Source organism: Collimonas sp. GW821-FHT02H07 (assembly GCF_059421505.1).
In genome coordinates, this window is record NZ_JBWKVC010000006.1 from 201,548 (window position 1) to 222,087 (window position 20,540).

The window sequence follows — 20,540 nt, forward strand, 5'->3', positions numbered from 1 at the left end:
GCCCGGGAAATATAAGCAAGGCAAACAGGAGACAAGATCATGACGCAATTAAATTCCAGCATAGCTCGCGGCAGCCAGGATACGCCGCTGATCGAGCAGACCATAGGCGCATTTTTCGACGGCATGGCCGCGCAGGTTCCAGACAACGATGCGCTGGTGTCGCGCCATCAGAACATCCGCTTCAGCTACCGCCAGCTGCGGCACGAGGCGCGGCGCCTGGCCAGCGCCATGCTCAAGCTCGGCCTGCAGCCGGGCGACCGCATCGGCATCTGGTCGCACAACAATGCCGAGTGGCTGCTGACGCAGCTGGCGACCGCCTATGCCGGCATCGTCCTGGTGAATATCAATCCCGCCTACCGCGTCAGCGAGCTGGAATATGCGCTCAACAATGTCGGCTGCAAGGCATTGATCTCGATGACCAGCTTCAAGACCAGCGACTACCTGGAAATGATACGCACCGTGGCGCCGGAACTGGCGACGTCTCAAGCGGGCGGCTTGCAGGCCGCGCGCCTGCCGACCCTGAAAACCGTGATCCAGCTCGGCAGCGAAGCCGTGCCCGGCATGCTGCGTTTCGCCGACCTGATCGCCGGCGGCGATGCGGCCGATCCGCGGCTGGCCGAGATCGGCAGCAGCTTGCGCGCCACCGATCCGATCAATATCCAGTTCACCAGCGGCACCACCGGTTTTCCCAAGGGCGCGACGCTGACTCACCGCAATATCCTGAACAACGGCTTTTTCATCGGCGAAGCGATGAAGCTGACTGCGGCCGACCGCCTGTGCATCCCGGTGCCGCTGTATCACTGCTTCGGCATGGTGCTGGGCAATTTGGCCTGCCTGACGCACGGCGCCACCATCGTCTATCCGAATGATGGTTTTGAGCCGCTCGCGGTGCTGCAGGCAGTGCAGGAAGAGCGCTGCACCGGCTTGCACGGCGTGCCGACCATGTTCATCGCCGAGCTCGACCATCCGCGCTTTGCCGAATTCGACCTGTCGACCTTGCGCACCGGGATCATGGCCGGCTCGCCCTGTCCGATCGAAGTGATGAAACGCGTGGTGCGCGACATGCACCTGGCGCAGATCACGATTGCCTACGGCATGACGGAAACCAGCCCGGTCAGCTGCCAGAGCATGACCGACACGCCGCTGGAGAAGCGGGTGTCGACGGTCGGCACGGTGCAGCCGCATCTGCAGGTGAAAATCATCGATCCGGAATCCGGCGCCATCATGCCTATCGGCAGTTCCGGCGAACTGTGCACGCACGGCTATTCGGTGATGCACGGCTACTGGGGCGATGCTGACAAAACGCGTGAAGCGATCGACGCCGAAGGCTGGATGCATACCGGCGACCTGGCGGTGATGGATGCGGAAGGCTACGTCAACATCGTTGGCCGCATGAAGGACATGGTGATACGCGGCGGCGAGAATATCTACCCGCGCGAGATAGAAGAGTTTCTGTACCGCCACCCGGCTGTGCAAGACGTGCAGGTGGTCGGCGTGCCGGACCCGAAATATGGCGAGGAATTGTGCGCCTGGATCATCCTGCGTCCCGGCCAGAGTGCGGACGAACAAGCCATACGCGATTTTTGCCAGGGCCAGATCGCTTACTACAAGGTGCCGCGCTACATCCGCTTCGTCGCGGCTTTCCCGATGACCGTCACCGGCAAGATACAGAAATTCAAGATCCGCGAAGCGATGAAGGACGAGCTGCACCTGAACGACGTCCGCACCGCCTGAGCACCGTATTCCACGACAACATCAGAGACATCAGATCTATAAAAGGACATTGCAATGCCCCAGTTAGAAAGCAAGCTGAATCCACGCAGCGAAGAATTCCAGCAAAACGCCAGCGCCCTCAACCTGCTGGTCGACGACCTGCGCCAGAAAGTCGCGCAGATCGCTGAAGGCGGCGGCGAGGCGGCGCGCAGCAAGCATGTGGCGCGCGGCAAATTGCTGCCGCGCGACCGGGTGCAGATGCTGCTCGATCCCGGCACGCCCTTCATGGAGTTTTCCCAGCTTGCCGCCTACCACGTCTACAAGGACAAGGACGGCAGCGACGCCGCGCCGGCCGCCGGCGTGATCACCGGCATCGGTCGCATCGCCGGCCAGGAATGCGTGGTGGTCTGCAATGACGCCACGGTCAAGGGCGGCACCTACTATCCGCTCAGCGTCAAGAAGCACCTGCGGGCGCAGGAAATCGCCGAGCAGAACAATCTGCCTTGCATCTACCTGGTCGACAGCGGCGGCGCCAACCTGCCCAACCAGGACGAAGTCTTCCCCGACCGCGACCACTTCGGCCGCATCTTCTACAACCAGGCCAACCTGTCGGCCAAGGGCATTCCGCAGATCGCCGTGGTGATGGGCTCGTGCACCGCCGGCGGCGCCTATGTGCCGGCGATGAGCGACGAATCGATCATCGTCAAGAACCAGGGCACGATTTTCCTGGCCGGACCGCCGCTGGTGAAAGCCGCCACCGGTGAAGTCGTCAGCGCCGAAGACCTGGGCGGCGGCGACGTCCATACCCGTCTGTCCGGCGTGGCCGATCATCTGGCGCAGAACGATATGCACGCATTGTCGCTGGCGCGCACCATCGTCTCCAACCTGAACCGGCAAAAGCCGCAAGGCCCGCTGCTGCGCCCGGTGGTGGAGCCGAAATATCCGGCGCACGAACTGTACGGCGTAATTCCGGTCGACACCCGCAAGCCTTTCGATGTGCGAGAAGTGATCGCGCGCGTGGTCGACGGCAGCGAATTCGACGAATTCAAGGCGCGCTACGGCACCACGCTGATCTGCGGCTTCGCCCACATCTACGGCATGCCGGTCGGCATCATCGCCAACAACGGCATCCTGTTTTCCGAAGCCGCCCTGAAGGGCACGCACTTCATCGAACTCTGCTCGCAGCGCAAGATTCCGCTGGTGTTCCTGCAAAACATCACCGGCTTCATGGTCGGCCGCCGCTACGAAAATGAAGGCATCGCCCGCAACGGCGCCAAGATGGTGACCGCGGTGGCGACCACTTCGGTGCCGAAGCTGACCGTGATCATCGGCGGCAGCTTCGGCGCCGGCAACTACGGCATGTGCGGCCGGGCCTATTCGCCGCGCTTCCTGTGGATGTGGCCTAACGCCCGCATTTCAGTGATGGGCGGCGAGCAGGCCGCCGGCGTGCTGGCGACCGTCAAGCGCGATGGCATCGAAGGCAAGGGCGGCAGCTGGAGCGCTGAGGAAGAAGAGGCATTCAAGAAGCCGATCCGCGACCAGTACGAGCACCAGGGCCATCCGTATTACGCTTCAGCGCGCCTGTGGGACGACGGCGTGATCGATCCGGCCGATACGCGCCGGGTATTGGGCCTGGGTTTGAGCGCCGCTTTGAATGCGCCGATTGCCGATACCAAATTCGGCGTGTTCCGGATGTAAGCGGCTGGCGCATAAACAGGGATAAGAAAATAAAAATGTTCACATTCACAAACAGGCGTCATGTCATTTTGAGCTGCGTGCTTGCCGCCCTCTGCTGGCAAGGCATGGCGCAAGCCCGCAATACCAGGCTGGTGCTGCCGGTCGGCCCAGTGGTCTCGCCGAAGACGGCGCAGCAGGCGCCGGCGGCTGAAGGCAGTGCGGCGGTCAGCGGCGGCGATATGGCCTTCGTCTTCGGTTCCGCCATACCGGAAGGCATGATTATGTTGCCGGGCGAGATCCAGCCTGGCTTCAAGAACGGCTACGAAGACGATATCGTCTGCAACAAGGCACTGAAACAAGCGCTGGTCTACCTGGCCGGCCGCGCTCCGCAGGGCGAATGACAGGCAAACGATTGAATGATCATGAATAAATCCATACGCTCACATAGCCAGCGGACCGCGTCTTTTGCCGCGGTTTGCGCGAGCCTATGCCTGTGCGTCTGGTTTAGCCATGCTTCGGCACAGCCGCTGGCGCAGGATTTGAATGAAACCGTCACCAAGCTGCCGGTGACGGTCAAGAATTTCTACGGCCGCAGCGTCAGCGGCGACGTCATCGTCACGCAATTCAAGCCGGCCGGCGCCGGGCCGTTCCCGCTGGCGATCATCAGTCACGGCCGCAGCGCTACCGACCGCTCCAAGCCGCCGCGTTTCCGCTATACGCAGCAGGTGCGTTTCTTCACCGAGCGCGGCTTTGCCGTGTTCGTGCCGACCCGGCTAGGCTATGGCGATACCGGCGTCGAGCCCGATCCTGAGGAAAGCGGCGGCTGCAACCAGAAAGACTATGCGCCGATGGCCGCGGCAGCCAGTGCGGAAGTGCTGGCTGTGCTCGACTACGCCAGGCGCCAGCCTTACGTCAAGCCCGAGCGCGTGCTGCTGGTCGGTCAATCGGTAGGCGGTTATACCACCACCGCGACTGCTGCCCGCATGCCGCCGGGCCTGGTGGCGGCGATCAATTTTGCCGGCGGCGCCGGCGGCGACCCGGACAAGCATCCCGGCGTGCCTTGCCAGGGAAGCAAGCTGGAGAGCATGTATGCCGAATTCGGCAAGACCAGCAAGGCGCCGATGCTGTGGGTCTACACCGAAAACGACTTGTTCTTCGGGCCGCAATACAGCCAGCAGTGGCATGCGGCCTTCACCAAGGCCGGCGGCCAGGCCGAATACAAATTGCTGCCGCCGTTTGGCAAGAACGGGCATTTCCTGTTTTCTTCCGGGACCAAGGTCTGGGCGCCGGTGGTGGCCGCCTTCCTGGACCGGGTAGGGTTTGCCGCGGAGCCGGCGAGTAAATGATGCAGAGTTATTTTGCCGTGCCGGCTGCTTGCGATGCAGGTCCGGAACGCGCTTTTATTTATTGGGCTGGAGTGATTCGGCCAACGGAGATCAAACAGTGACTTATCAGACTTTAGCGGTACAACAGGCGGGGCAGGTTGCCACCATCGTGCTCAACCGGCCGGAAGTGCGTAATGCCTTCAATGAAACCATGATTGCCGAGATTACCCACGCCTTCCTGGAACTGGGGCGCAGCGAGCAGGTGCGGGCGATCGTGCTGGCGGCCGACGGTCCGGCATTCTGCGCCGGCGGCGATCTCAACTGGATGAAGGCGATGGCGGATTACACGCCGGAGCAGAACCGCGCCGACGCGGCACAGCTGGCAAGCATGCTGCGCACCATTTACCAATGTTCCAAGCCGGTAATCGCTCGTGTGCAAGGCGACTGCTACGCCGGCGGCCTCGGGCTGGTTGCCGCCTGCGATATCGTGGTGGCGGTCGAAGCGGCGCAGTTTTGCCTGTCGGAAGTGAAAATCGGCTTGATCCCGGCCACCATTTCTCCTTATGTCATCAAGTCCATCGGCGAGTCGGCCGCGCGCCGCTACTTTATTACCGCCGAACGCTTCTCCGCCGAGACCGCCCAGCGGCTCGGCCTGGTGCATGAAGTCAGCCCGGCGGAAAAACTCGATGACAGCGTCAACCTGCTGCTCAAGGCCTTGCTGGCGGCAAGTCCGAATGCGGTCAGCGAAGCCAAGCGCCTGGTGCGCGGGATTGCCGGGCAGCCGCTGAGCGAAACCATGATCGCCGACACGGTCGAAGAGATTGCGAAAATCCGTGCTTCCACTGAAGGGCGGGAGGGCGTGCGCGCCTTCCTGGAGAAGCGTAAACCGTCCTGGCTGCAGTGATTGCGGCGCAATCACATACAATCTCGTCCTTGCAGCTGCGATTTTGCCGAATCAAGTGCTGAAAAAGAGAGTAAATGCGATAACAAATGATTAACGAAGCTTTTTTGCAAGATCCCTATCCCGCCTATCACGCCCTGCGTGCCGAGGGCGCGCTGCATTGGAGCCCCGAATTCTGCGGCGGCGCCTGGCTGCTGACCGGCCACGCCGATGTCGCCAGCGTGCTGCGCGATCCGCGCTTCTCGGTGCGGCGTGCCGGCGGCTGGGCCAACAGCAGCGGGCCGGAAGCGCTGACCGAGCTGCGCGAATTCAAGCGCATCTTTTCGCGCTCGCTGCTGTTCGTCGACGCCCCGCAGCACACCCGCCTGCGGCAGGTGATGAATGCCGGCTTCAAGCCGGCGGCATTGCAAGAACTGGCGCCGCAGATACAAACCATTGTCGACCGTTTGCTGGATGAGGTATTGGCAAAAGCTGCCGCTACGCCATCGGGGCAGTTTGCGCAATTTGCTCAGTTTGCTCAGTTTGCTCAGTTCGATTTCATGCGCGATTTCGCCCGTCCGCTGCCAGCCCTGGTAATCGCCAGCATGCTCGGCATCGCCGCCGAAGACCGCAGCGAGTTCGTCGCCTGGTCCGACGATATCGCGGCCTTCATCGGCAGCCCGACGCCGACCCTGGAGATTGCCCGCGCCGCCCAGGTCAGCCTGATTGCAATGAACGAGTATTTCCGCCAGCTGCTGCCGCAACGGCGCGCGGCCCTGGGCGACGACCTGATGAGCCAGCTGATCCGCGCGGAAGCGACGGGCGGCATCGTCACCACCAAGGAATTGCTGGCGCAATGCTGCACCCTGCTGTTCGCCGGCCATGAAACCACCCGCAACCTGCTCGGCAACGGCATGCTGGCGCTGCTGCAGCATCCGCAGCAATGGCAAGCCCTGCAAGCCGATCCGGCGCTGCTGCCGTCGGCGCTGAAGGAATTGCTGCGTTTCGACAGCCCGGTGCAATACACCGGCCGCCGCCTCAAGGTCGACGTCGAGATGCATGGCAAGGTAATGAAAAAGGGCGACCTGGTGATTCCGCTGATCGGCGCCGCCAACCGCGATCCGGCCAAGTTCAGCGAGCCGGACCGGCTCGACATCCAGCGCAACGAGGGCGCCCATCTGTCCTTCGGCTACGGCCCGCATGTCTGTATCGGCGCCACGCTGACCTACCTGGAAGCGGAAATCGCCATGCGCAGCGTGATGCAGCGCCTGCCGCAGTTGCGGCTGGCCGGCGCCACGCAGTCGTGGGGCGGGAATGCCGTCTACCGCAGCCTGAACGCCTTGCCCTTGCAATTCGCTCATCCAGCGCGGTTGGCAAGCGCACTGGCAGTGGAAGCCGACTATGCCTGAGCTGCTGAAGCAGATCCGCGCCCAGCTGGATGCGCTGCAAGAGCAAAAGCTGCTGCGCAAGCGCCGCGTCGTCGAGGGCCCGCAAGGACCCTTGCTGGAGGTCGACGGCCGCCAGTACCTGGCTTTCTGCAATAACGATTATCTCGGCCTGGCCAATCATCCCGCCCTGCATGCGGCGGCACAAGCGGGGTTGGACAAGTACGGCGTCGGCGCCAGCGCCTCGGCGCTGATCAGCGGCCATACCAGCGTGGTGGAAGAGCTGGAGCAGACGCTGGCCGATTTCGTCGGCATGCCGCGCGCGCTGCATTTCTCCACTGGCTACATGGCCAATATGGGAACCATTCCGGCGCTGGTCGGCGCCGGCGACGTCGTGTTTTCGGACCGGCTGAACCACGCTTGCCTGATCGACGGCGCCCGTCTGTCCGGCGCCCAGTTCCGTGTTTATCCGCACAACGACGTAGCGCGACTGGAACAGCTGCTGGCAAAGAGCACGCATCCGCGCAAGCTGGTGGTCACCGACGCCATTTTCAGCATGGACGGCGACATCGCACCGCTGCCCGAGCTGCTGGCCCTGTGCGAGAAATACGATGCCTGGCTGCTGGTCGACGACGCCCACGGCTTCGGCGTGCTGGGGCCGCAAGGGCGCGGCAGCGTCGCCCATTTCGGCCTGAAGTCGCAACGCATCCTGTACATGGGGACGCTGGGCAAGGCAGCCGGCGTGGCTGGCGCCTTTGTCGCCGGCGATGCCACCCTGATCGAATGGCTGCTGCAGCGCGCCCGCACTTATATCTTCACGACCGCCAGTCCGCCGCTGCTGGCCAGCGCCTTGCTGGCGGCAGTCCGGCTGATGCAGACGGAAGATTGGCGGCAGCAGCATCTGCAGCAGCTGATCGCGCGCTTGCGCAACGGCCTGGCCAGCTTGCCATGGCCTTTGCTGCCGTCGGCAACGGCGGTGCAAGCCATGATTGTGCGAGACAACCAGCTGGCGCTGGACCTGATGGAAGGCTTGCGCGAGCAGGGCATCTGGGTGCCGGCGATCCGGCCGCCCACCGTGCCGAAAGATACGGCGCGCCTGCGCATCTCGCTGTCGGCGGCGCACAGCAACGAACAAGTAGATCAACTGATCAGCGCATTGCATGCGCTGGCAGAGCAGCATGCCGGCGTTGACGCGGGCGGCATGGCAAGGAGCATCGTTGAATAAAAACATATCCGCGCCCAAGTCCGGCCTGGTCCAGCGCAGCCTGGCCAGCGTCTGGCATCCGTGCACGCAAATGCAGCATCATGAATCGGTGCCGCTGATCCCGGTCAGCCGCGGCCGCGGCGCCTGGCTTTACGACACCGACGGCAAGCGCTACCTGGATGCGATCAGTTCCTGGTGGGTCAATCTGTTCGGCCATGCCAATCCGCGCATCAATGCCGCCCTGAAGGACCAGCTCGACCAGCTGGAACATGCGATGCTGGCCGGCTTTACCCATGAACCGGTGGTGCAGCTGTCGGAACAGCTGGCGGCGCGCACCGGCCATGTGCTGGGGCATTGCTTCTATGCCTCGGACGGCGCTTCGGCGGTCGAGATTGCGCTGAAGATGAGTTTCCACGCCTGGCGTAATGCCGGCTACGGCGACAAGCAGGAATTTGTCTGCCTCAAGGGCAGCTACCACGGCGAAACCATCGGCGCGCTGGCAGTCACCGACGTGCCGCTTTTCCGCGATGCCTACGGCCCCTTGCTGCGGCAGGCGCACGTGGTGGCCTCGCCCGATGCGCGTGCTGCGCGTGACGGCGAAAGCGCCGCCGAGGTCGCCCATCGCGCCGCCGCGGTGCTGGAAAAGCTGCTGCAGCAACGCTCCAGCCACATCGCCGCCGTCATCATCGAGCCGCTGGTGCAATGCGCCACCGGCATGGCGATGCACGATCCGGGTTATCTGCGCGAGCTGCGCGCCTTGTGCGACCGCTATAAAGTGCATCTGATCTTTGACGAGATCGCAGTCGGCTGCGGCCGCACCGGCACTTTCTTTGCCTCCGAGCAGGCAGCGCTGCCGGATGAAGCGCCGATCTGGCCGGACTTCCTCTGCCTGTCGAAAGGCATCAGCGGCGGCTACCTGCCCTTGTCGCTGGTGATGACGCGCGATGAAATCTATCAGGCCTTCTACGACAGCGACGTCGCGCGCGGCTTCCTGCATTCGCACTCCTATACCGGCAACCCGCTGGCTTGCCGCGCCGCCCTGGCGACGCTGGCAATCTTTGAGGAAGACGATGTGCTCAACGCCAACCGCCTGCGCGCGCAAAAGATCACCGCGGCGCTGGCGCCTTTGGCGCAGCATCCGAAAGTAAAGCACTTCCGCCAGCGCGGCATGATCTGGGCCTTCGACGCGGTGATCGACAGCAAGGCGCATGCAGCCACATTTTCGCGGCGCTTTTTCAGCAGCGCGGTGGAACATGAATTGCTGATGCGGCCGATCGGCAAGACCGTCTACCTGATGCCGCCGTATATCCTGGACGATGAAGAAATCGCCCTGCTGGGTGCACGCACCGCAGCCGTTTTTGAAAGCGTGATCGGTCATGAGTAACGTCGCCAGCAAACAAGCAAAAGCCGCCTGGTTCATCGCCGGCACCGATACCGAAATCGGCAAGACGCTGATCGCCAGCGCCATGCTGCATGCGCTGACAAAAGCCGGCGTGCGCAGCGCCGGCATGAAGCCGGTGGCGGCCGGCGCCGCATTGCGCGACGGCGTCTGGCATAACGACGATGCCGATATCCTGGCGGCGGAAGCCAGCGTGGCGTTGCCGCAGGAACTGACCACGCCGTTTCTGCTGCAGCAGCCGACCGCGCCGCACATCGCCGCGGCGCAAGAGAACCGGACCATCGAGGTATCCCACATTCTGTCGTGTTACCGACAGCTGGCAGAGCAGGCCGATGCGCTGGTGGTCGAAGGCGTCGGCGGATTCCGCGTGCCGCTCAACGACCGCGAAGACACCGCCGACCTGGCGCGGCAGCTTGGCTTGCCGGTGGTGCTGGTGGTCGGCTTGCGGCTGGGCTGCATCAACCACGCCATGCTGACGGTGGAAGCGATCGCCGCGCGCGGCTTGCGTCTGGCCGGCTGGGTCGCCAACACGGCCGATGTTCACATGCTGAACGGCGACGCCAATATCGCCGCGCTCAGCAGCCGCATTGATGCGCCGTTGCTGGGCCACGTGCCGCGCATGGATGCCTTGCCGGCCAAGGCGCTGACCGCGGCAGCGGCCAGCCATCTGAATTTTTCCAGTTTGCCGGGGTGGCCTGAGCCACCCGGCAATCGCTCTTTTTAAGTCAGTTGGGGACAGAGTAATTCGCCACGCTGCGGTGGCTCTTAAACTCTGTCCCGCAATTAATATTAAACTCAATACAAAGGAAGTCTGATCATGTCATCGCAACCAATTACACTGCATCCAGCCGCCAAGCCTATGGTGTTCCCTGAAGATGCCAAATGGCCGGTAGAGAAAGTGCTGGAACTGTTCAACCTGCCGTTCAACGAACTGATGTTCAAGGCGCAGCAGACGCATCGCGAGAATTTCGATCCGAACGAAGTCGAACTGGCGACGCTGCTGTCGATCAAGACCGGCGGCTGTCCGGAAGACTGCGGCTACTGTCCGCAGGCGGCGCGCTACGACACCGGCGTCACCGCGCAAAAGATCCTGCCGCTGGACACCGTGCTGGAAGCGGCGCGCCAGGCCAAGGCCCACGGCGCCACCCGTTTCTGCATGGGCGCGGCATGGCGCGAGCCGAAGGACCGCGACCTGGAAAAGGTCGAAGAAATGGTGCGTGAAGTGAAAGCTCTCGGCCTGGAAACCTGCGCCACGCTGGGCATGCTGGGCGAAGGCCAGGCTGAACGCCTGAAGGGCGCCGGCCTCGATTACTACAATCACAATCTGGATACCGCGCCGGAAATCTACGGCGACATCATCACCACCCGCGACTATCAGAACCGCTTGGACACGCTCGACAGCGTACGCGGCGCCGGCATCAAGGTCTGCTGCGGCGGCATCGTCGGCATGGGCGAATCGCGCCTGCAGCGCGCCGGCCTGGTGGCGCAGCTGGCCAATCTGGAACCGTATCCGGAATCGGTGCCGGTGAATAACCTGGTGCAGGTGGAAGGCACGCCTTTACACGGCATCGACCCGATCGACCTGTTCGAATTCGTGCGCACCGTGGCGGTAGCGCGCATCACCATGCCGAAAGCACGGGTGCGCCTGTCGGCCGGCCGTCGTCAGATGGGCGAGGCGATCCAGTCGCTGTGCTTCCTGGCCGGCGCCAACTCGATTTTCTACGGCGACAAGCTGCTCACCACCGGCAATCCGGAAGTGGAAGAAGACCGCGCCTTGCTGGAGAAACTCGGCATGCATTCGCGCTCCTCGGCGTTCGACGCGCGCTGCGAAGTCACCGCTGACGCCGCCGCCAACAACACCCAGAAACAATAAATATAAAGGGGGAGACCGCATGTTTACCAAAATCCTGATCGCCAACCGCGGCGAGATCGCCTGCCGCGTGGCAGCCACCGCACGGCGCATGGGCATCAAGACCGTGGCCGTATATTCCGACGCCGACGCCGGCGCCAAGCATGTCGCGGTATGCGACGAAGCGGTGCTGATCGGCCCGGCCGCGGCCAAGGAAAGCTATCTGCGCGCCGACAAGATCATCGAAGTGGCTTTGGCCACCGGTGCGCAGGCGATTCATCCGGGCTACGGCTTCCTGTCCGAGAACGCACAGTTTGCGCAAGCCTGCGCCAAGGCCGGCCTGGTGTTCATCGGCCCGCCGGCCAGCGCGATCTCAGCCATGGGCTCGAAATCGGCCGCCAAGGCCTTGATGGAAAAAGCCAAGGTGCCGCTGGTGCCTGGCTATCACGGCGACAACCAGGATGCGGAATTCCTGCAGAGCGAAGCCGACAAGATCACCTATCCGGTGCTGCTCAAGGCCAGCGCCGGCGGCGGCGGCAAGGGCATGCGCATCGTCGAGCAAAGCGCCGATTTCAAGGCGGCGCTGGCTTCCTGCAAGCGCGAAGCGATCAACAGCTTCGGCGACGACAAGGTGCTGGTGGAACGTTACCTGACCCGTCCGCGCCATATCGAGATCCAGGTGTTTGCCGATACTCAGGGCGATTGCGTCTACCTGTTCGAGCGCGACTGCTCGGTGCAGCGGCGCCATCAAAAGGTCCTGGAAGAAGCGCCGGCGCCGGGCATGACGGCGGAACGCCGGCGCGCCATGGGCGAAGCCGCGGTGGCAGCCGCCAAGGCGGTCGGCTATGTCGGCGCCGGCACGGTCGAGTTCATCGCCAACCAGGACGGTTCTTTCTATTTCATGGAAATGAACACGCGCTTGCAGGTCGAACATCCGGTGACGGAAATGATCACCGGCCTCGATCTGGTCGAATGGCAGTTACGGGTAGCCTCCGGCCAGCCGCTGCCGCTGAAACAGGATCAGCTGAAACTCAGCGGCCACGCGCTGGAAGCGCGCATCTACGCGGAAAATCCGGACAAGGGCTTCCTGCCGTCGATCGGCACCCTGCGCCATCTGCGCACGCCGGCAGCAAGCGCATTTGAGGTCAGCCAATCCGCCACGAGTATCGTGCGCATCGATTCCGGCGTGCGCGAGGGCGACGCCATTTCGCCGTTCTACGACCCGATGATCGCCAAGCTGATCGTCTGGGGCGCGGACCGGCAGCAGGCGCTGGCGGCGATGACGACTGCGCTGGCGCAATACCAGATCGTCGGCCTCGCCAGCAACGTCAAATTCCTGCAGCGCTTGATCGAGAGCGAGGCATTTTCGCAAGCGGACCTGGATACCGGCCTGATCGAACGCCATCACGACGCGCTGTTTCCGGCTGCTGCGCCAGTGGCGATCGAAATACTGGCGCTGGCGGCGGCATCGCTGCTGCTGTCGGAACGCAATGCCGTCAAGAACGCCGGCAGCGATCCCTGGACCAGCACCGACGGCTGGCGCCTGAACAGCAACCTGCAGCGCCGGCTCGCCTTCACCGACGGCGACCAGCCCGAAGCGCTGGACGTCATGTATGAAGGCAGCCGCTGGCTGTTGCACCATGCGCAGCTGCAGGGCGAGAGTTTCCGCCAGATGACTGTGCTGCATCAAACCGGCAACGAGATTGAAATCAGCCTCGGCGACCGCACCGTGGCCGGCACCGTGGTGCGTGAAGGCGAACAGTTCCACGTGTTCTACGCTGGCAGCCAGCACACGCTGGGCTATCTCGATCCGCTGCTGCACGCCGGCGACGCCGAAGCCGAAGGCGGCCGCCTCACCGCGCCGATGCCGGGCAAGATCGTCGCGCTACTGGTGACCCAGGGCGAACAGGTGAAAAAAGGCGCACCATTGCTGATCATGGAAGCAATGAAAATGGAGCACACCATCGCCGCCCCCGCCGATGGACTGGTCGAAGAACTGCTGTACGCAGTAGGCGACCAGGTCAGCGAATCGGCGCAGCTGCTGGCCTTCAAACCGGCATAAGCAGTCAATTGGGGTCAGAGTTTTTTTACGACAGTCTCATCGTCGTAAATTACACTCCCCGTGCGGCTCTGACCCCAATTGACGGCCTACGGAGCAAGAACCGCCGCATTCGCTTTATACAGGCAAGACAGCAAGAGGACAAAACAGTGAAACTCCTGTGTTACGTACCCCCAGGCAGCGATTTCGAAACCTGGATCGCCGACTTCGGCAAAGCCCTGCCGCAAGCCGACATCCGCTTCTGGCAGGAAGGCGACAACGCCCCCGCCGATTACGCCCTGGTGTGGCGTCCGCCGGCAGCGATGCTGCAAGGACGCCACGATCTGAAGGCGATATTCAACCTTGGCGCCGGCGTCGACGCCATCCTGAAACTGGGCGACGCGCTGCCGGCCGGCGTGCCGCTGATCCGCATCGAAGACGGCGGCATGGCGGTCCAGATGGCCAGCTATGTCACGCATGCCGTGCTCGGCTATTTCGGCCGCTACGATGTTTACCGGCAACAGGCTGCGCGCCGTGAATGGCAGCCGTTGCCGGAGCCTGACAAGCGCGCATTCAGCATCGGCATCCTTGGCCTCGGCGTGCTCGGCTCGCGCATCGCCGCGGCATTGCATCATTTTGAGTTTCCCCTGAATGGCTGGAGCCGTACACCCAAGGATTTGCCGGGCGTGCGCAATTTTGTCGGCGACGACGCGCTCGACGATTTCCTGCGGGCGTCGCGGGTGCTGGTCTGCATCCTGCCGTTGACTGACGCCACGCGCGGCATCGTTAACCGGGAAAACCTGCAGAAACTGCAGAAGGGCGAAGAGGGCGCATACTTGATCAATGTTGCCCGCGGCGGCCATGTGATCGAGGCGGATCTGCTGGCGCTGATCGAGGAAGGCCAGGTCGCCGCGGCAACGCTGGACGTGTTCGAGCAGGAGCCGCTGGCGCCCGACCATCCGTTCTGGCAAGAGCCGCGCATCAGCATTACCCCGCATATCTCGGCCATCACGGTGGACGAGGATTCGGTGCGGCAGATCAGCGACAAGATACGGCTGCTGGAACAAGGCAAAGCGGTGAGCGGCATCATCGATCGCCACAACGGCTACTGATAAGCAAAACAGGAGGCAGGCAATGACATTCCCCAGCAAAGTGAAAATCGTTGAAGTCGGTCCGCGCGACGGCTTGCAGAACGAAAAGGAAACCATCCCGGCCGATGTGAAAATCGCGCTGGTCGACCAGCTCACCAAGGCCGGCTTCGTCAACATTGAAGCGGCGTCATTCGTGTCGCCGAAATGGGTGCCGCAGATGGCTACTTCGGCTGAAGTGATGGCGGCCATCCAGCGCAAGCCGGGCGTGATCTATTCCGCCCTGGTGCCGAACATGAAAGGCCTGGAAGCGGCGCTGGCCGCCGGCGCCGACGAGATGGTGATCTTCGGCGCGGCGTCCGAGGCTTTCTCGCAAAAGAATATCAACTGTTCGATCGCGGAATCGATAGAACGCTTCCGCGATGTCGCCAGGCTCGCCAAGCAGGAAGGCAAGCGCCTGCGCGGCAGCATCAGCTGCGTGTTCGGCTGCCCGTATCAAGGCGAAGTCGGGATCGATTCGGTGGTCGATGTGCTGCATCGGCTGCGCGACCTCGGCTGCGACGAAATCGATATTGCCGACACCATCGGCGTCGCCACGCCCAACAAAGTCCACAGCGTGATGCAAAGACTGGTGCAGGAATTCCCTATCGAGCGCCTGTCCGGCCATTTCCACGATACCTACGGCCAGGCGCTGGCGAATATCTACGCCAGCCTGGAAGTCGGCATTTCGATCTACCATTCTTCCGTCGCCGGTCTCGGCGGCTGTCCGTACGCCAAGGGCGCGACCGGCAACGTGGCGTCGGAAGATGTGCTGTACCTGATGCAGGGACTGGGCATAGCAACCGGCATCGACCTGGATGCGGTGGTCGATGCCGGCCAGTTCATTTCACGCCACCTGGGACGCAAGTCGGCCAGCCATGCAGGCAATGCGATTGCAGCCAAGCGCGCCGGCTGAATGCTGACGGGACATAAGGCATAATCTCTCCTGCCAGCTTTGCTCATCAACAGAAAACGGAACAGCCATGAAACATACTCTGATCAAAACCGCCTTCCTTACCGTACTGGCTCTGGGCGCACTGAGCGCATGCAGCAAGCATGAAGACGCACCGGCCGCCAGCGCGGCGGTGAAAGAATATGTGGTGGGCACCGGCGCCACCTATGCGCCGTTCGAGTACGAAAACGAGCAAAAGGAGCTGGTGGGTTTCGATATCGACGTGCTGAAGGCGATCGCGGAAAAAGAAGGCTTCAAGGTCAAGTTCATCAATACCCCCTTCGACGGCATCTTCACCGCGCTGGCGCAGGGTGACCGCGACATCATCGCTTCCGGCCTGACGATCACCGAGAAGCGCAAGCTGACTGTCGATTTCTCCGATCCCTATTTCGAAGCCGGCCAGGTGATCGTGGTGCCGAACGATTCCAAGATCCAGAAAATTACCGACCTCAAGCCGCTCAAGGTCGGCGTCCTGCAAGGCTCTACCGGCGATGAAATGATGCAGAAGCTGGCGGGCGACAACAATGCAAACATCAAGCGTTTTGAATCCACCCCGCTGGCCATGAAAGAGCTGGAAACCGGCGGCGTCAGCGCGGTCATCGCTGACAAGGGCGCGGTGGTGCACTACCTGTCCAACAACCAGGTCAAGGGCATCCGCATGGTGACCGACGATAATTTCCCGAAAGAGTATTTCGGCATCGCGGTGCAAAAGGGGAATGCCGCATTGCTGGGGAAAATCAATCATGGCCTGGCAGCCATCAAGGCTGACGGCAGCTACGACAAGCTGCACGCCCAGTATTTTGACGCTGCCAAGTAGGACGCTGATCGCATGGAAAAATTACCGGAAAGCGCGCAGCGCGTTGCTGATCTGCTGACAACCATCGGGCATGACAGGCCGGTCGTGATGCTGCCTGCAACCGGCAAGACTTCCGCCGAAGCCGCCGCCGGCCTGGGCTGCAGCGTGGCCGAGATCGCCAAGTCCATCGTGTTCCGGCGCCTGGCCGACGACGCTGCCGTGATGGTGGTCGCCAGCGGCAGCAATCGCGTCGATGAAGCCAAGGTTGCCGCCATTGTCGGGCCGCTGGGCAAGGCTGATGCGCGCTTTGTCAAGGAACGCATCGGCTACGCCATCGGCGGCGTCTGCCCTATCGGCCACGTCGGCAAGACGCTGATGCTGATCGACCAGGACCTGCTGCAGCTGGACAGCGTCTGGGCGGCTGCCGGACATCCCCATGCCGTCTTCAACCTGACGCCGCGGCAGCTGGTGAACATGACTGCGGCGCCGGTGGCGGATATCGCGCAGCGGACCTGACGGCCGGCGCCTCAGGCCGTTCCCGCATCAGTCGCCTGGTGCGATTTTCAACGCCGCAGTCTGATACCAGTCGATCTTGCGGGTGACGATCATGATCACCGCCAGGATCACGAACAGCATCAGGGAGCCGAGCAAGAGCGCGTTGTCTTCCGAGATCAGCAAGCCGTATAGCGCGCCATACAGCAGCGTCAGCATCGCGCCGAAGCCAAGCGCGCGGAGAAAGCTGCGCAGTACCTGGGTCAGGTAGAAAGTCAGCAAGCCGATGCAGGCGCCGCTGGCGACCAGGTAAGCGATCCAGAAAGCAATGTGTTCGGACAGGCTGACCAGCAGCAGGAAGAATATCGCCAGTCCCAGTCCGACCAGCAGGTACTGGATCGGGTGGATCGGCAACTGCTTGATGGTTTCGAAAATGAAAAAGCCGACGAAAGTGAGCAGCACAAACAGCAAGCCGTACTTGGTGGCGCGGTCTGCTTGCGAATAGATGTTGACCGGCTCCGCCAGCTGTACTTCCAGGCTTTCTATGACAGCCTTGCCGTCGCTGCCGGTGCGCAGTTCGCGTTGAGCGCTGGAGGCCAGCGAAGACACGTCCCAGACAGCATGGAAACCCTTGTCGGAGATGCTGCGCTCGCGCGGCAGGAAACTGCCGCCGAATTGCGGATGCGGCCAGCTGGATGCCAGTTCGATCCGGTTGTGGTCGGCAACAGGCGTGATCGCCAGGGTTTCCGTGCCGGCCAAGCTCATGTCGAGCGCAAAGTCCAGGCTGCCGTTGTCGCTCATGGCAGCAGGCGCCAGGCTTGCATGCATGCCTTTGCCGAAACTGCCGGCGCCTTGCTCCAGCGGTAAGGCTTGCGTCCCCACTTTGATTGAAGGCGAGCCGACCAGGCCGCGTACATCGCTGACGCCGATCGCCATATAAGGCGGCAACAGGGTTATCTGGTCGGAAACCAGCTTGGCGGGCGACGGCAATTGATAGTCGATGCTGCCGCTGGCGTGGCTCTGCAATTCATATACATGCACTTTGTGCAAGCCGCGGTAGCGTTCGCCTGGCAATAGCTTGCCCTGTATTTGCAGGTTCTTCGGAAAGAAGCGATATTCGCGTTCCTCGGTACGGCTGCTGTAGCTTTTCTTGCCGTTGGTGTCCTGGCCGACCAGTTCGTCGATCTTGATTTTGTACGGCACCACCAGCACCGGCCCGGTAATGGTCTGGCCGCTGGCATAGCTGGCGGCGATCGAGGCGATCGCCTCCTGGCGGTGCTGCTGGCGGTCTTGCACGGTGTCGCGGATCAGGCCCAGCGGGATCAGGATCAGCAGGGTCAATACAATAATCGCCAGCAGTTTGAGTAGCAAAGGTCGGTTCATGGTCTCTCTCGTTGGGGTCTGGGTGACGGTGAGTCACGTTGATTTCCAGTGTACGGAGAGCGTGTGAATCGATGACGGCGGCTGTGCGAGGCCGCTGCGGCGTGAATGTGAAGCGAGCGTGAAGCAGATCCAGGCGGGATCAGGCCGGCGTGGTGGGCAAGCTCAGCTGCGCCTCGGCGCCGCCTTCGCTGCAATTGCGCAAGCTGACCTTGCCATGGTGCAGTTCTGCCACTTGCTGCACAAAACACAGGCCGAGGCCGGTGCTTTTTTCGTTGCTGCCTGGCCGCGGCAGGGAATAAAAACGTTCAAATACGCGCGCCAGCGCATAGGCAGGTATGCCAGGGCCGCTGTCGTGCACCGACAGCTTGACGGTGCCGGGCTGCGAGAAATCGCTCTTGATAACGATCACGCTGTCCGGCGGCGAGAAATCGATGGCGTTGTCCAGCAGGTTGATCAGCGCCTGGCGCAATAGAAAAACTTCGCCGCGGATTTTCGGCTGCAGCGCCGACGCCGGCGGATAGATGTCCCTGCGCACGCTGACGCCGGCGCGCTGCAGGCGCGGTTCCAGCAGGTTGATCACTTCGTCCAGCAGCTCGTCGAGATCGATGGCGACGACGTTTTCCAAGGTTTGCCGGTGTTCGATCGCCGCCAGCGCCAGCATTTTCTCTATCAGTTCCGCCAGCCGCTGCGACTGGCTGCGGATATTGTGGGCGAAGCGGCGGCGCTGGGCGGTGGGCAGGTTTTCATCGAGCAGTTCGGCTGCGCCCTGGATCGCCGCCAGCGGACTTTTCATTTCATGGGTCAGGCTGTGGATGTAGTGTTCGACATACTGCTTGCCTTCCAGCTTTTGCCGCATCGATTCCAGCGCCTGGCCCAGCTCGACGATTTCACTGGCGCCCTTGGCCGGCGGCTGCACCCGTTCGCCGGCTGTCACCGCGCGGGCGTAGCGCTGCAGGGCGCCTAGCGAGCGGCTGATCCACAAGGTCACCGCGAGCCCGACCGCCAGCGACAGGAACAGCAGCAGGGCGCCCCAGCGCAGGATGGTCCTCTCGCTTTGCGAGATCGCCGGCTGCAAGGTGTTGTTGGGCTTGGCCACGGTCAGCACGCCGATCATCTTGCCGTCGTCGATGATCGGCGCCGCCACGTGCATCACGGTGCTGCGTTCGTCGCTGTCGACATCGCGCGTGGAACGCACGCCATAGCTGCCTTGCAAGGTCAGGTAGACATCGTTGCGGCGCGAATAGTCCTGGCCGACGGCGCGGCCGGTGGAATCGAACAGCACGATGCCCTTGAGATCGGTCACATAGATGCGGTAGTCCAGCGTGGTTTTGCGGAAGCTCCAGATCTTGGCGTCGACGCCGCGGTGCGCATATTCGCGCACGCGGCTGGCGAAATTGCCGTCGGCGATATGGTTCTGCTTCATGTCGTCGGCCGCCAGCTCGGCCAGGATGTTGGCGGTGTCGACCAAGGTGTCTTCCATCGCCTGCCGCACCGCTGGCTTGACCTCCGCCAGGAACACGCGCTGGATAAAGACCCCGGCCAGGCCGACGATCAGGAAATAGCCCAGCAGGATGCGGATGCCGAGCTTCATGGCGGTGCCAGTTCCAGCGAATAGCCGAGGCCGCGATGGGTGTGGATAGGATCGGCCGCGGGCGCCACGGCCTTGAGCTTGATGCGCAAGGTCTTGACGTGGGTGTCGACGGTGCGGTCGGTGCTGTCCGGCGCGTCATGCCAGATCGAGTCCATCAGCTGGTTGCGGCTGAAGATGCCGCCCGGCCGGCTCAGCAGCATCTTCAGCAGCAGGTATTCATAGCGCGTCAGCTGCAGGGCCTGGCCGGCGTAGCGTATGCGCATGCCGAGCGTATCCATCTCGAAAGCGCCCAGCGTGACGATGGCGGCGGTGCTGTTCTCCGCCGCCGGCGCGTGGCCCAGGCGGCGCAGGACGACGCGGATGCGCGCCGCCAGCTCGCGCGGCGAGAAAGGCTTGACCATGTAATCGTCGGCGCCGATTTCCAAGCCGATCAGGCGGTCGATTTCGCTGCCGCGCGCAGTCAGGAAAATCACCGGCAGCGAGGAAAACTTGCGCAGTTCGCGGCAGACATCGAAGCCGCTCATGTCGGGCAGGCCGACGTCCAGCACCGCCAGGTCGAACTGGCCGCTGCGCGCCTGTTGCAAGGCGGCGCTGCCGAGCAGGCAATGATGGACCTGGAATCCTTCGCTGCCGAGCGCGTAGATCACCGCGTCGGCAATCGCGCTTTCGTCTTCGGCCAGTAAAATGTTCAGCATGCGTTGGGAGTCATGGAAGGAGGGATGTCGCTTA

18 protein-coding genes are annotated in these 20,540 nt (G+C 62.7%); 15 read left to right on the forward strand and 3 right to left on the reverse strand.

All coding sequences use genetic code 11. The features are described from left to right. Positions 1 to 39: 39 nt before the first annotated feature. The 15 genes from AC07V8_RS11980 to AC07V8_RS12050 all read left to right on the forward strand — a co-directional run bounded on the left by AC07V8_RS11980 (position 40) and on the right by AC07V8_RS12050 (position 16,861). Complete coding sequence (locus tag AC07V8_RS11980) at positions 40 to 1,734, forward strand: AMP-binding protein (RefSeq protein ID WP_494678332.1); 1,695 nt, start codon at positions 40 to 42, stop codon at positions 1,732 to 1,734. 54 nt (positions 1,735 to 1,788) lie between these two features. After that, positions 1,789 to 3,411, forward strand: a complete 1,623-nt coding sequence (locus tag AC07V8_RS11985; protein WP_211471044.1) for a carboxyl transferase domain-containing protein — start codon at positions 1,789 to 1,791, stop codon at positions 3,409 to 3,411. A gap of 35 nt (positions 3,412 to 3,446) precedes the next feature. After that, positions 3,447 to 3,791 carry a hypothetical protein gene (locus AC07V8_RS11990; protein ID WP_494678331.1) on the forward strand — a complete coding sequence of 115 codons (345 nt, stop codon included), beginning with the start codon at positions 3,447 to 3,449 and terminating at the stop codon, positions 3,789 to 3,791. Positions 3,792 to 3,812: 21 nt separating this feature from the next. Next, positions 3,813 to 4,736, forward strand: coding sequence for an alpha/beta hydrolase family protein (locus tag AC07V8_RS11995; protein ID WP_494678330.1), 924 nt, complete (start codon positions 3,813 to 3,815; stop codon positions 4,734 to 4,736). A 97-nt stretch (positions 4,737 to 4,833) separates the two neighbouring features. Continuing rightward, a complete protein-coding gene (locus AC07V8_RS12000; protein ID WP_494678329.1) occupies positions 4,834 to 5,619 on the forward strand; it encodes an enoyl-CoA hydratase/isomerase family protein in 786 nt (261 codons plus the stop codon). 86 nt (positions 5,620 to 5,705) lie between these two features. After that, positions 5,706 to 7,004 (forward strand): cytochrome P450, encoded by a 1,299-nt coding sequence (locus tag AC07V8_RS12005; protein ID WP_494678328.1) that lies wholly within the window; start codon positions 5,706 to 5,708, stop codon positions 7,002 to 7,004. Beyond that, positions 6,997 to 8,205, forward strand: coding sequence for an 8-amino-7-oxononanoate synthase (gene bioF, locus AC07V8_RS12010; protein WP_494678327.1), 1,209 nt, complete (start codon positions 6,997 to 6,999; stop codon positions 8,203 to 8,205). The genes AC07V8_RS12005 and bioF overlap by 8 nt, the downstream gene beginning before the upstream one ends. Continuing rightward, on the forward strand, positions 8,198 to 9,568 hold the full coding sequence (bioA, locus tag AC07V8_RS12015; protein ID WP_494678326.1) for an adenosylmethionine--8-amino-7-oxononanoate transaminase: 1,371 nt from the start codon (positions 8,198 to 8,200) through the stop codon (positions 9,566 to 9,568). The genes bioF and bioA overlap by 8 nt, the downstream gene beginning before the upstream one ends. Continuing rightward, on the forward strand, positions 9,561 to 10,307 hold the full coding sequence (bioD, locus tag AC07V8_RS12020; protein WP_494678325.1) for a dethiobiotin synthase: 747 nt from the start codon (positions 9,561 to 9,563) through the stop codon (positions 10,305 to 10,307). Before bioA ends, bioD begins: the two co-directional genes overlap by 8 nt. Before the next feature lie 93 nt (positions 10,308 to 10,400). Then, on the forward strand, positions 10,401 to 11,456 hold the full coding sequence (gene bioB, locus AC07V8_RS12025) for a biotin synthase BioB (RefSeq protein WP_494678324.1): 1,056 nt from the start codon (positions 10,401 to 10,403) through the stop codon (positions 11,454 to 11,456). 19 nt (positions 11,457 to 11,475) lie between these two features. Next, the gene (locus tag AC07V8_RS12030; protein ID WP_494678323.1) at positions 11,476 to 13,494 is read left to right on the forward strand and encodes an acetyl/propionyl/methylcrotonyl-CoA carboxylase subunit alpha; all 2,019 of its coding nucleotides are present in this window, start codon (positions 11,476 to 11,478) and stop codon (positions 13,492 to 13,494) included. Between the two features lie 146 nt (positions 13,495 to 13,640). Continuing rightward, positions 13,641 to 14,582, forward strand: a complete 942-nt coding sequence (locus AC07V8_RS12035; RefSeq protein ID WP_494678322.1) for a 2-hydroxyacid dehydrogenase — start codon at positions 13,641 to 13,643, stop codon at positions 14,580 to 14,582. Positions 14,583 to 14,604: 22 nt separating this feature from the next. Continuing rightward, complete coding sequence (locus AC07V8_RS12040) at positions 14,605 to 15,513, forward strand: hydroxymethylglutaryl-CoA lyase (RefSeq protein WP_494678321.1); 909 nt, start codon at positions 14,605 to 14,607, stop codon at positions 15,511 to 15,513. 67 nt (positions 15,514 to 15,580) lie between these two features. Next, positions 15,581 to 16,366 carry a basic amino acid ABC transporter substrate-binding protein gene (locus tag AC07V8_RS12045; RefSeq protein ID WP_494678320.1) on the forward strand — a complete coding sequence of 262 codons (786 nt, stop codon included), beginning with the start codon at positions 15,581 to 15,583 and terminating at the stop codon, positions 16,364 to 16,366. A 12-nt stretch (positions 16,367 to 16,378) separates the two neighbouring features. Beyond that, positions 16,379 to 16,861, forward strand: a complete 483-nt coding sequence (locus tag AC07V8_RS12050) for a YbaK/EbsC family protein (RefSeq protein ID WP_494678319.1) — start codon at positions 16,379 to 16,381, stop codon at positions 16,859 to 16,861. A gap of 27 nt (positions 16,862 to 16,888) precedes the next feature. On the opposite strand, the gene creD is transcribed toward AC07V8_RS12050, so the two are convergent. The 3 genes from creD to creB all read right to left on the reverse strand — a co-directional run bounded on the left by creD (position 16,889) and on the right by creB (position 20,506). Beyond that, entirely contained in the window at positions 16,889 to 18,220 is a 1,332-nt protein-coding gene (gene creD / locus AC07V8_RS12055; protein ID WP_494678318.1) for a cell envelope integrity protein CreD, read from the reverse strand. Between the two features lie 139 nt (positions 18,221 to 18,359). Continuing rightward, positions 18,360 to 19,811, reverse strand: a complete 1,452-nt coding sequence (gene creC / locus AC07V8_RS12060) for a two-component system sensor histidine kinase CreC (RefSeq protein ID WP_494678317.1) — start codon at positions 19,809 to 19,811, stop codon at positions 18,360 to 18,362. Further along, positions 19,808 to 20,506, reverse strand: coding sequence for a two-component system response regulator CreB (creB, locus tag AC07V8_RS12065; RefSeq protein WP_494678316.1), 699 nt, complete (start codon positions 20,504 to 20,506; stop codon positions 19,808 to 19,810). Before creB ends, creC begins: the two co-directional genes overlap by 4 nt. Positions 20,507 to 20,540 lie beyond the last annotated feature (34 nt).

What these genes read in the sequence shown, in the direction of transcription:
- AC07V8_RS11985 (WP_211471044.1), top strand. Translation starts at nt 1,789, where the DNA reads ATGCCCCAGTTAGAAAGCAAGCTGAATCCACGCAGCGAAGAATTCCAG.
- bioB (WP_494678324.1), top strand. Translation starts at nt 10,401, where the DNA reads ATGTCATCGCAACCAATTACACTGCATCCAGCCGCCAAGCCTATGGTG.
- AC07V8_RS12050 (WP_494678319.1), top strand. Translation starts at nt 16,379, where the DNA reads ATGGAAAAATTACCGGAAAGCGCGCAGCGCGTTGCTGATCTGCTGACA.
- AC07V8_RS12040 (WP_494678321.1), top strand. Translation starts at nt 14,605, where the DNA reads ATGACATTCCCCAGCAAAGTGAAAATCGTTGAAGTCGGTCCGCGCGAC.
- AC07V8_RS12030 (WP_494678323.1), top strand. Translation starts at nt 11,476, where the DNA reads ATGTTTACCAAAATCCTGATCGCCAACCGCGGCGAGATCGCCTGCCGC.
- bioF (WP_494678327.1), top strand. Translation starts at nt 6,997, where the DNA reads ATGCCTGAGCTGCTGAAGCAGATCCGCGCCCAGCTGGATGCGCTGCAA.
- creC (WP_494678317.1), bottom strand. Translation starts at nt 19,811, where the DNA reads ATGAAGCTCGGCATCCGCATCCTGCTGGGCTATTTCCTGATCGTCGGC.
- AC07V8_RS11980 (WP_494678332.1), top strand. Translation starts at nt 40, where the DNA reads ATGACGCAATTAAATTCCAGCATAGCTCGCGGCAGCCAGGATACGCCG.
- AC07V8_RS12005 (WP_494678328.1), top strand. Translation starts at nt 5,706, where the DNA reads ATGATTAACGAAGCTTTTTTGCAAGATCCCTATCCCGCCTATCACGCC.
- bioD (WP_494678325.1), top strand. Translation starts at nt 9,561, where the DNA reads ATGAGTAACGTCGCCAGCAAACAAGCAAAAGCCGCCTGGTTCATCGCC.
- AC07V8_RS12045 (WP_494678320.1), top strand. Translation starts at nt 15,581, where the DNA reads ATGAAACATACTCTGATCAAAACCGCCTTCCTTACCGTACTGGCTCTG.
- AC07V8_RS11990 (WP_494678331.1), top strand. Translation starts at nt 3,447, where the DNA reads ATGTTCACATTCACAAACAGGCGTCATGTCATTTTGAGCTGCGTGCTT.
- AC07V8_RS11995 (WP_494678330.1), top strand. Translation starts at nt 3,813, where the DNA reads ATGAATAAATCCATACGCTCACATAGCCAGCGGACCGCGTCTTTTGCC.
- creB (WP_494678316.1), bottom strand. Translation starts at nt 20,506, where the DNA reads ATGCTGAACATTTTACTGGCCGAAGACGAAAGCGCGATTGCCGACGCG.
- creD (WP_494678318.1), bottom strand. Translation starts at nt 18,220, where the DNA reads ATGAACCGACCTTTGCTACTCAAACTGCTGGCGATTATTGTATTGACC.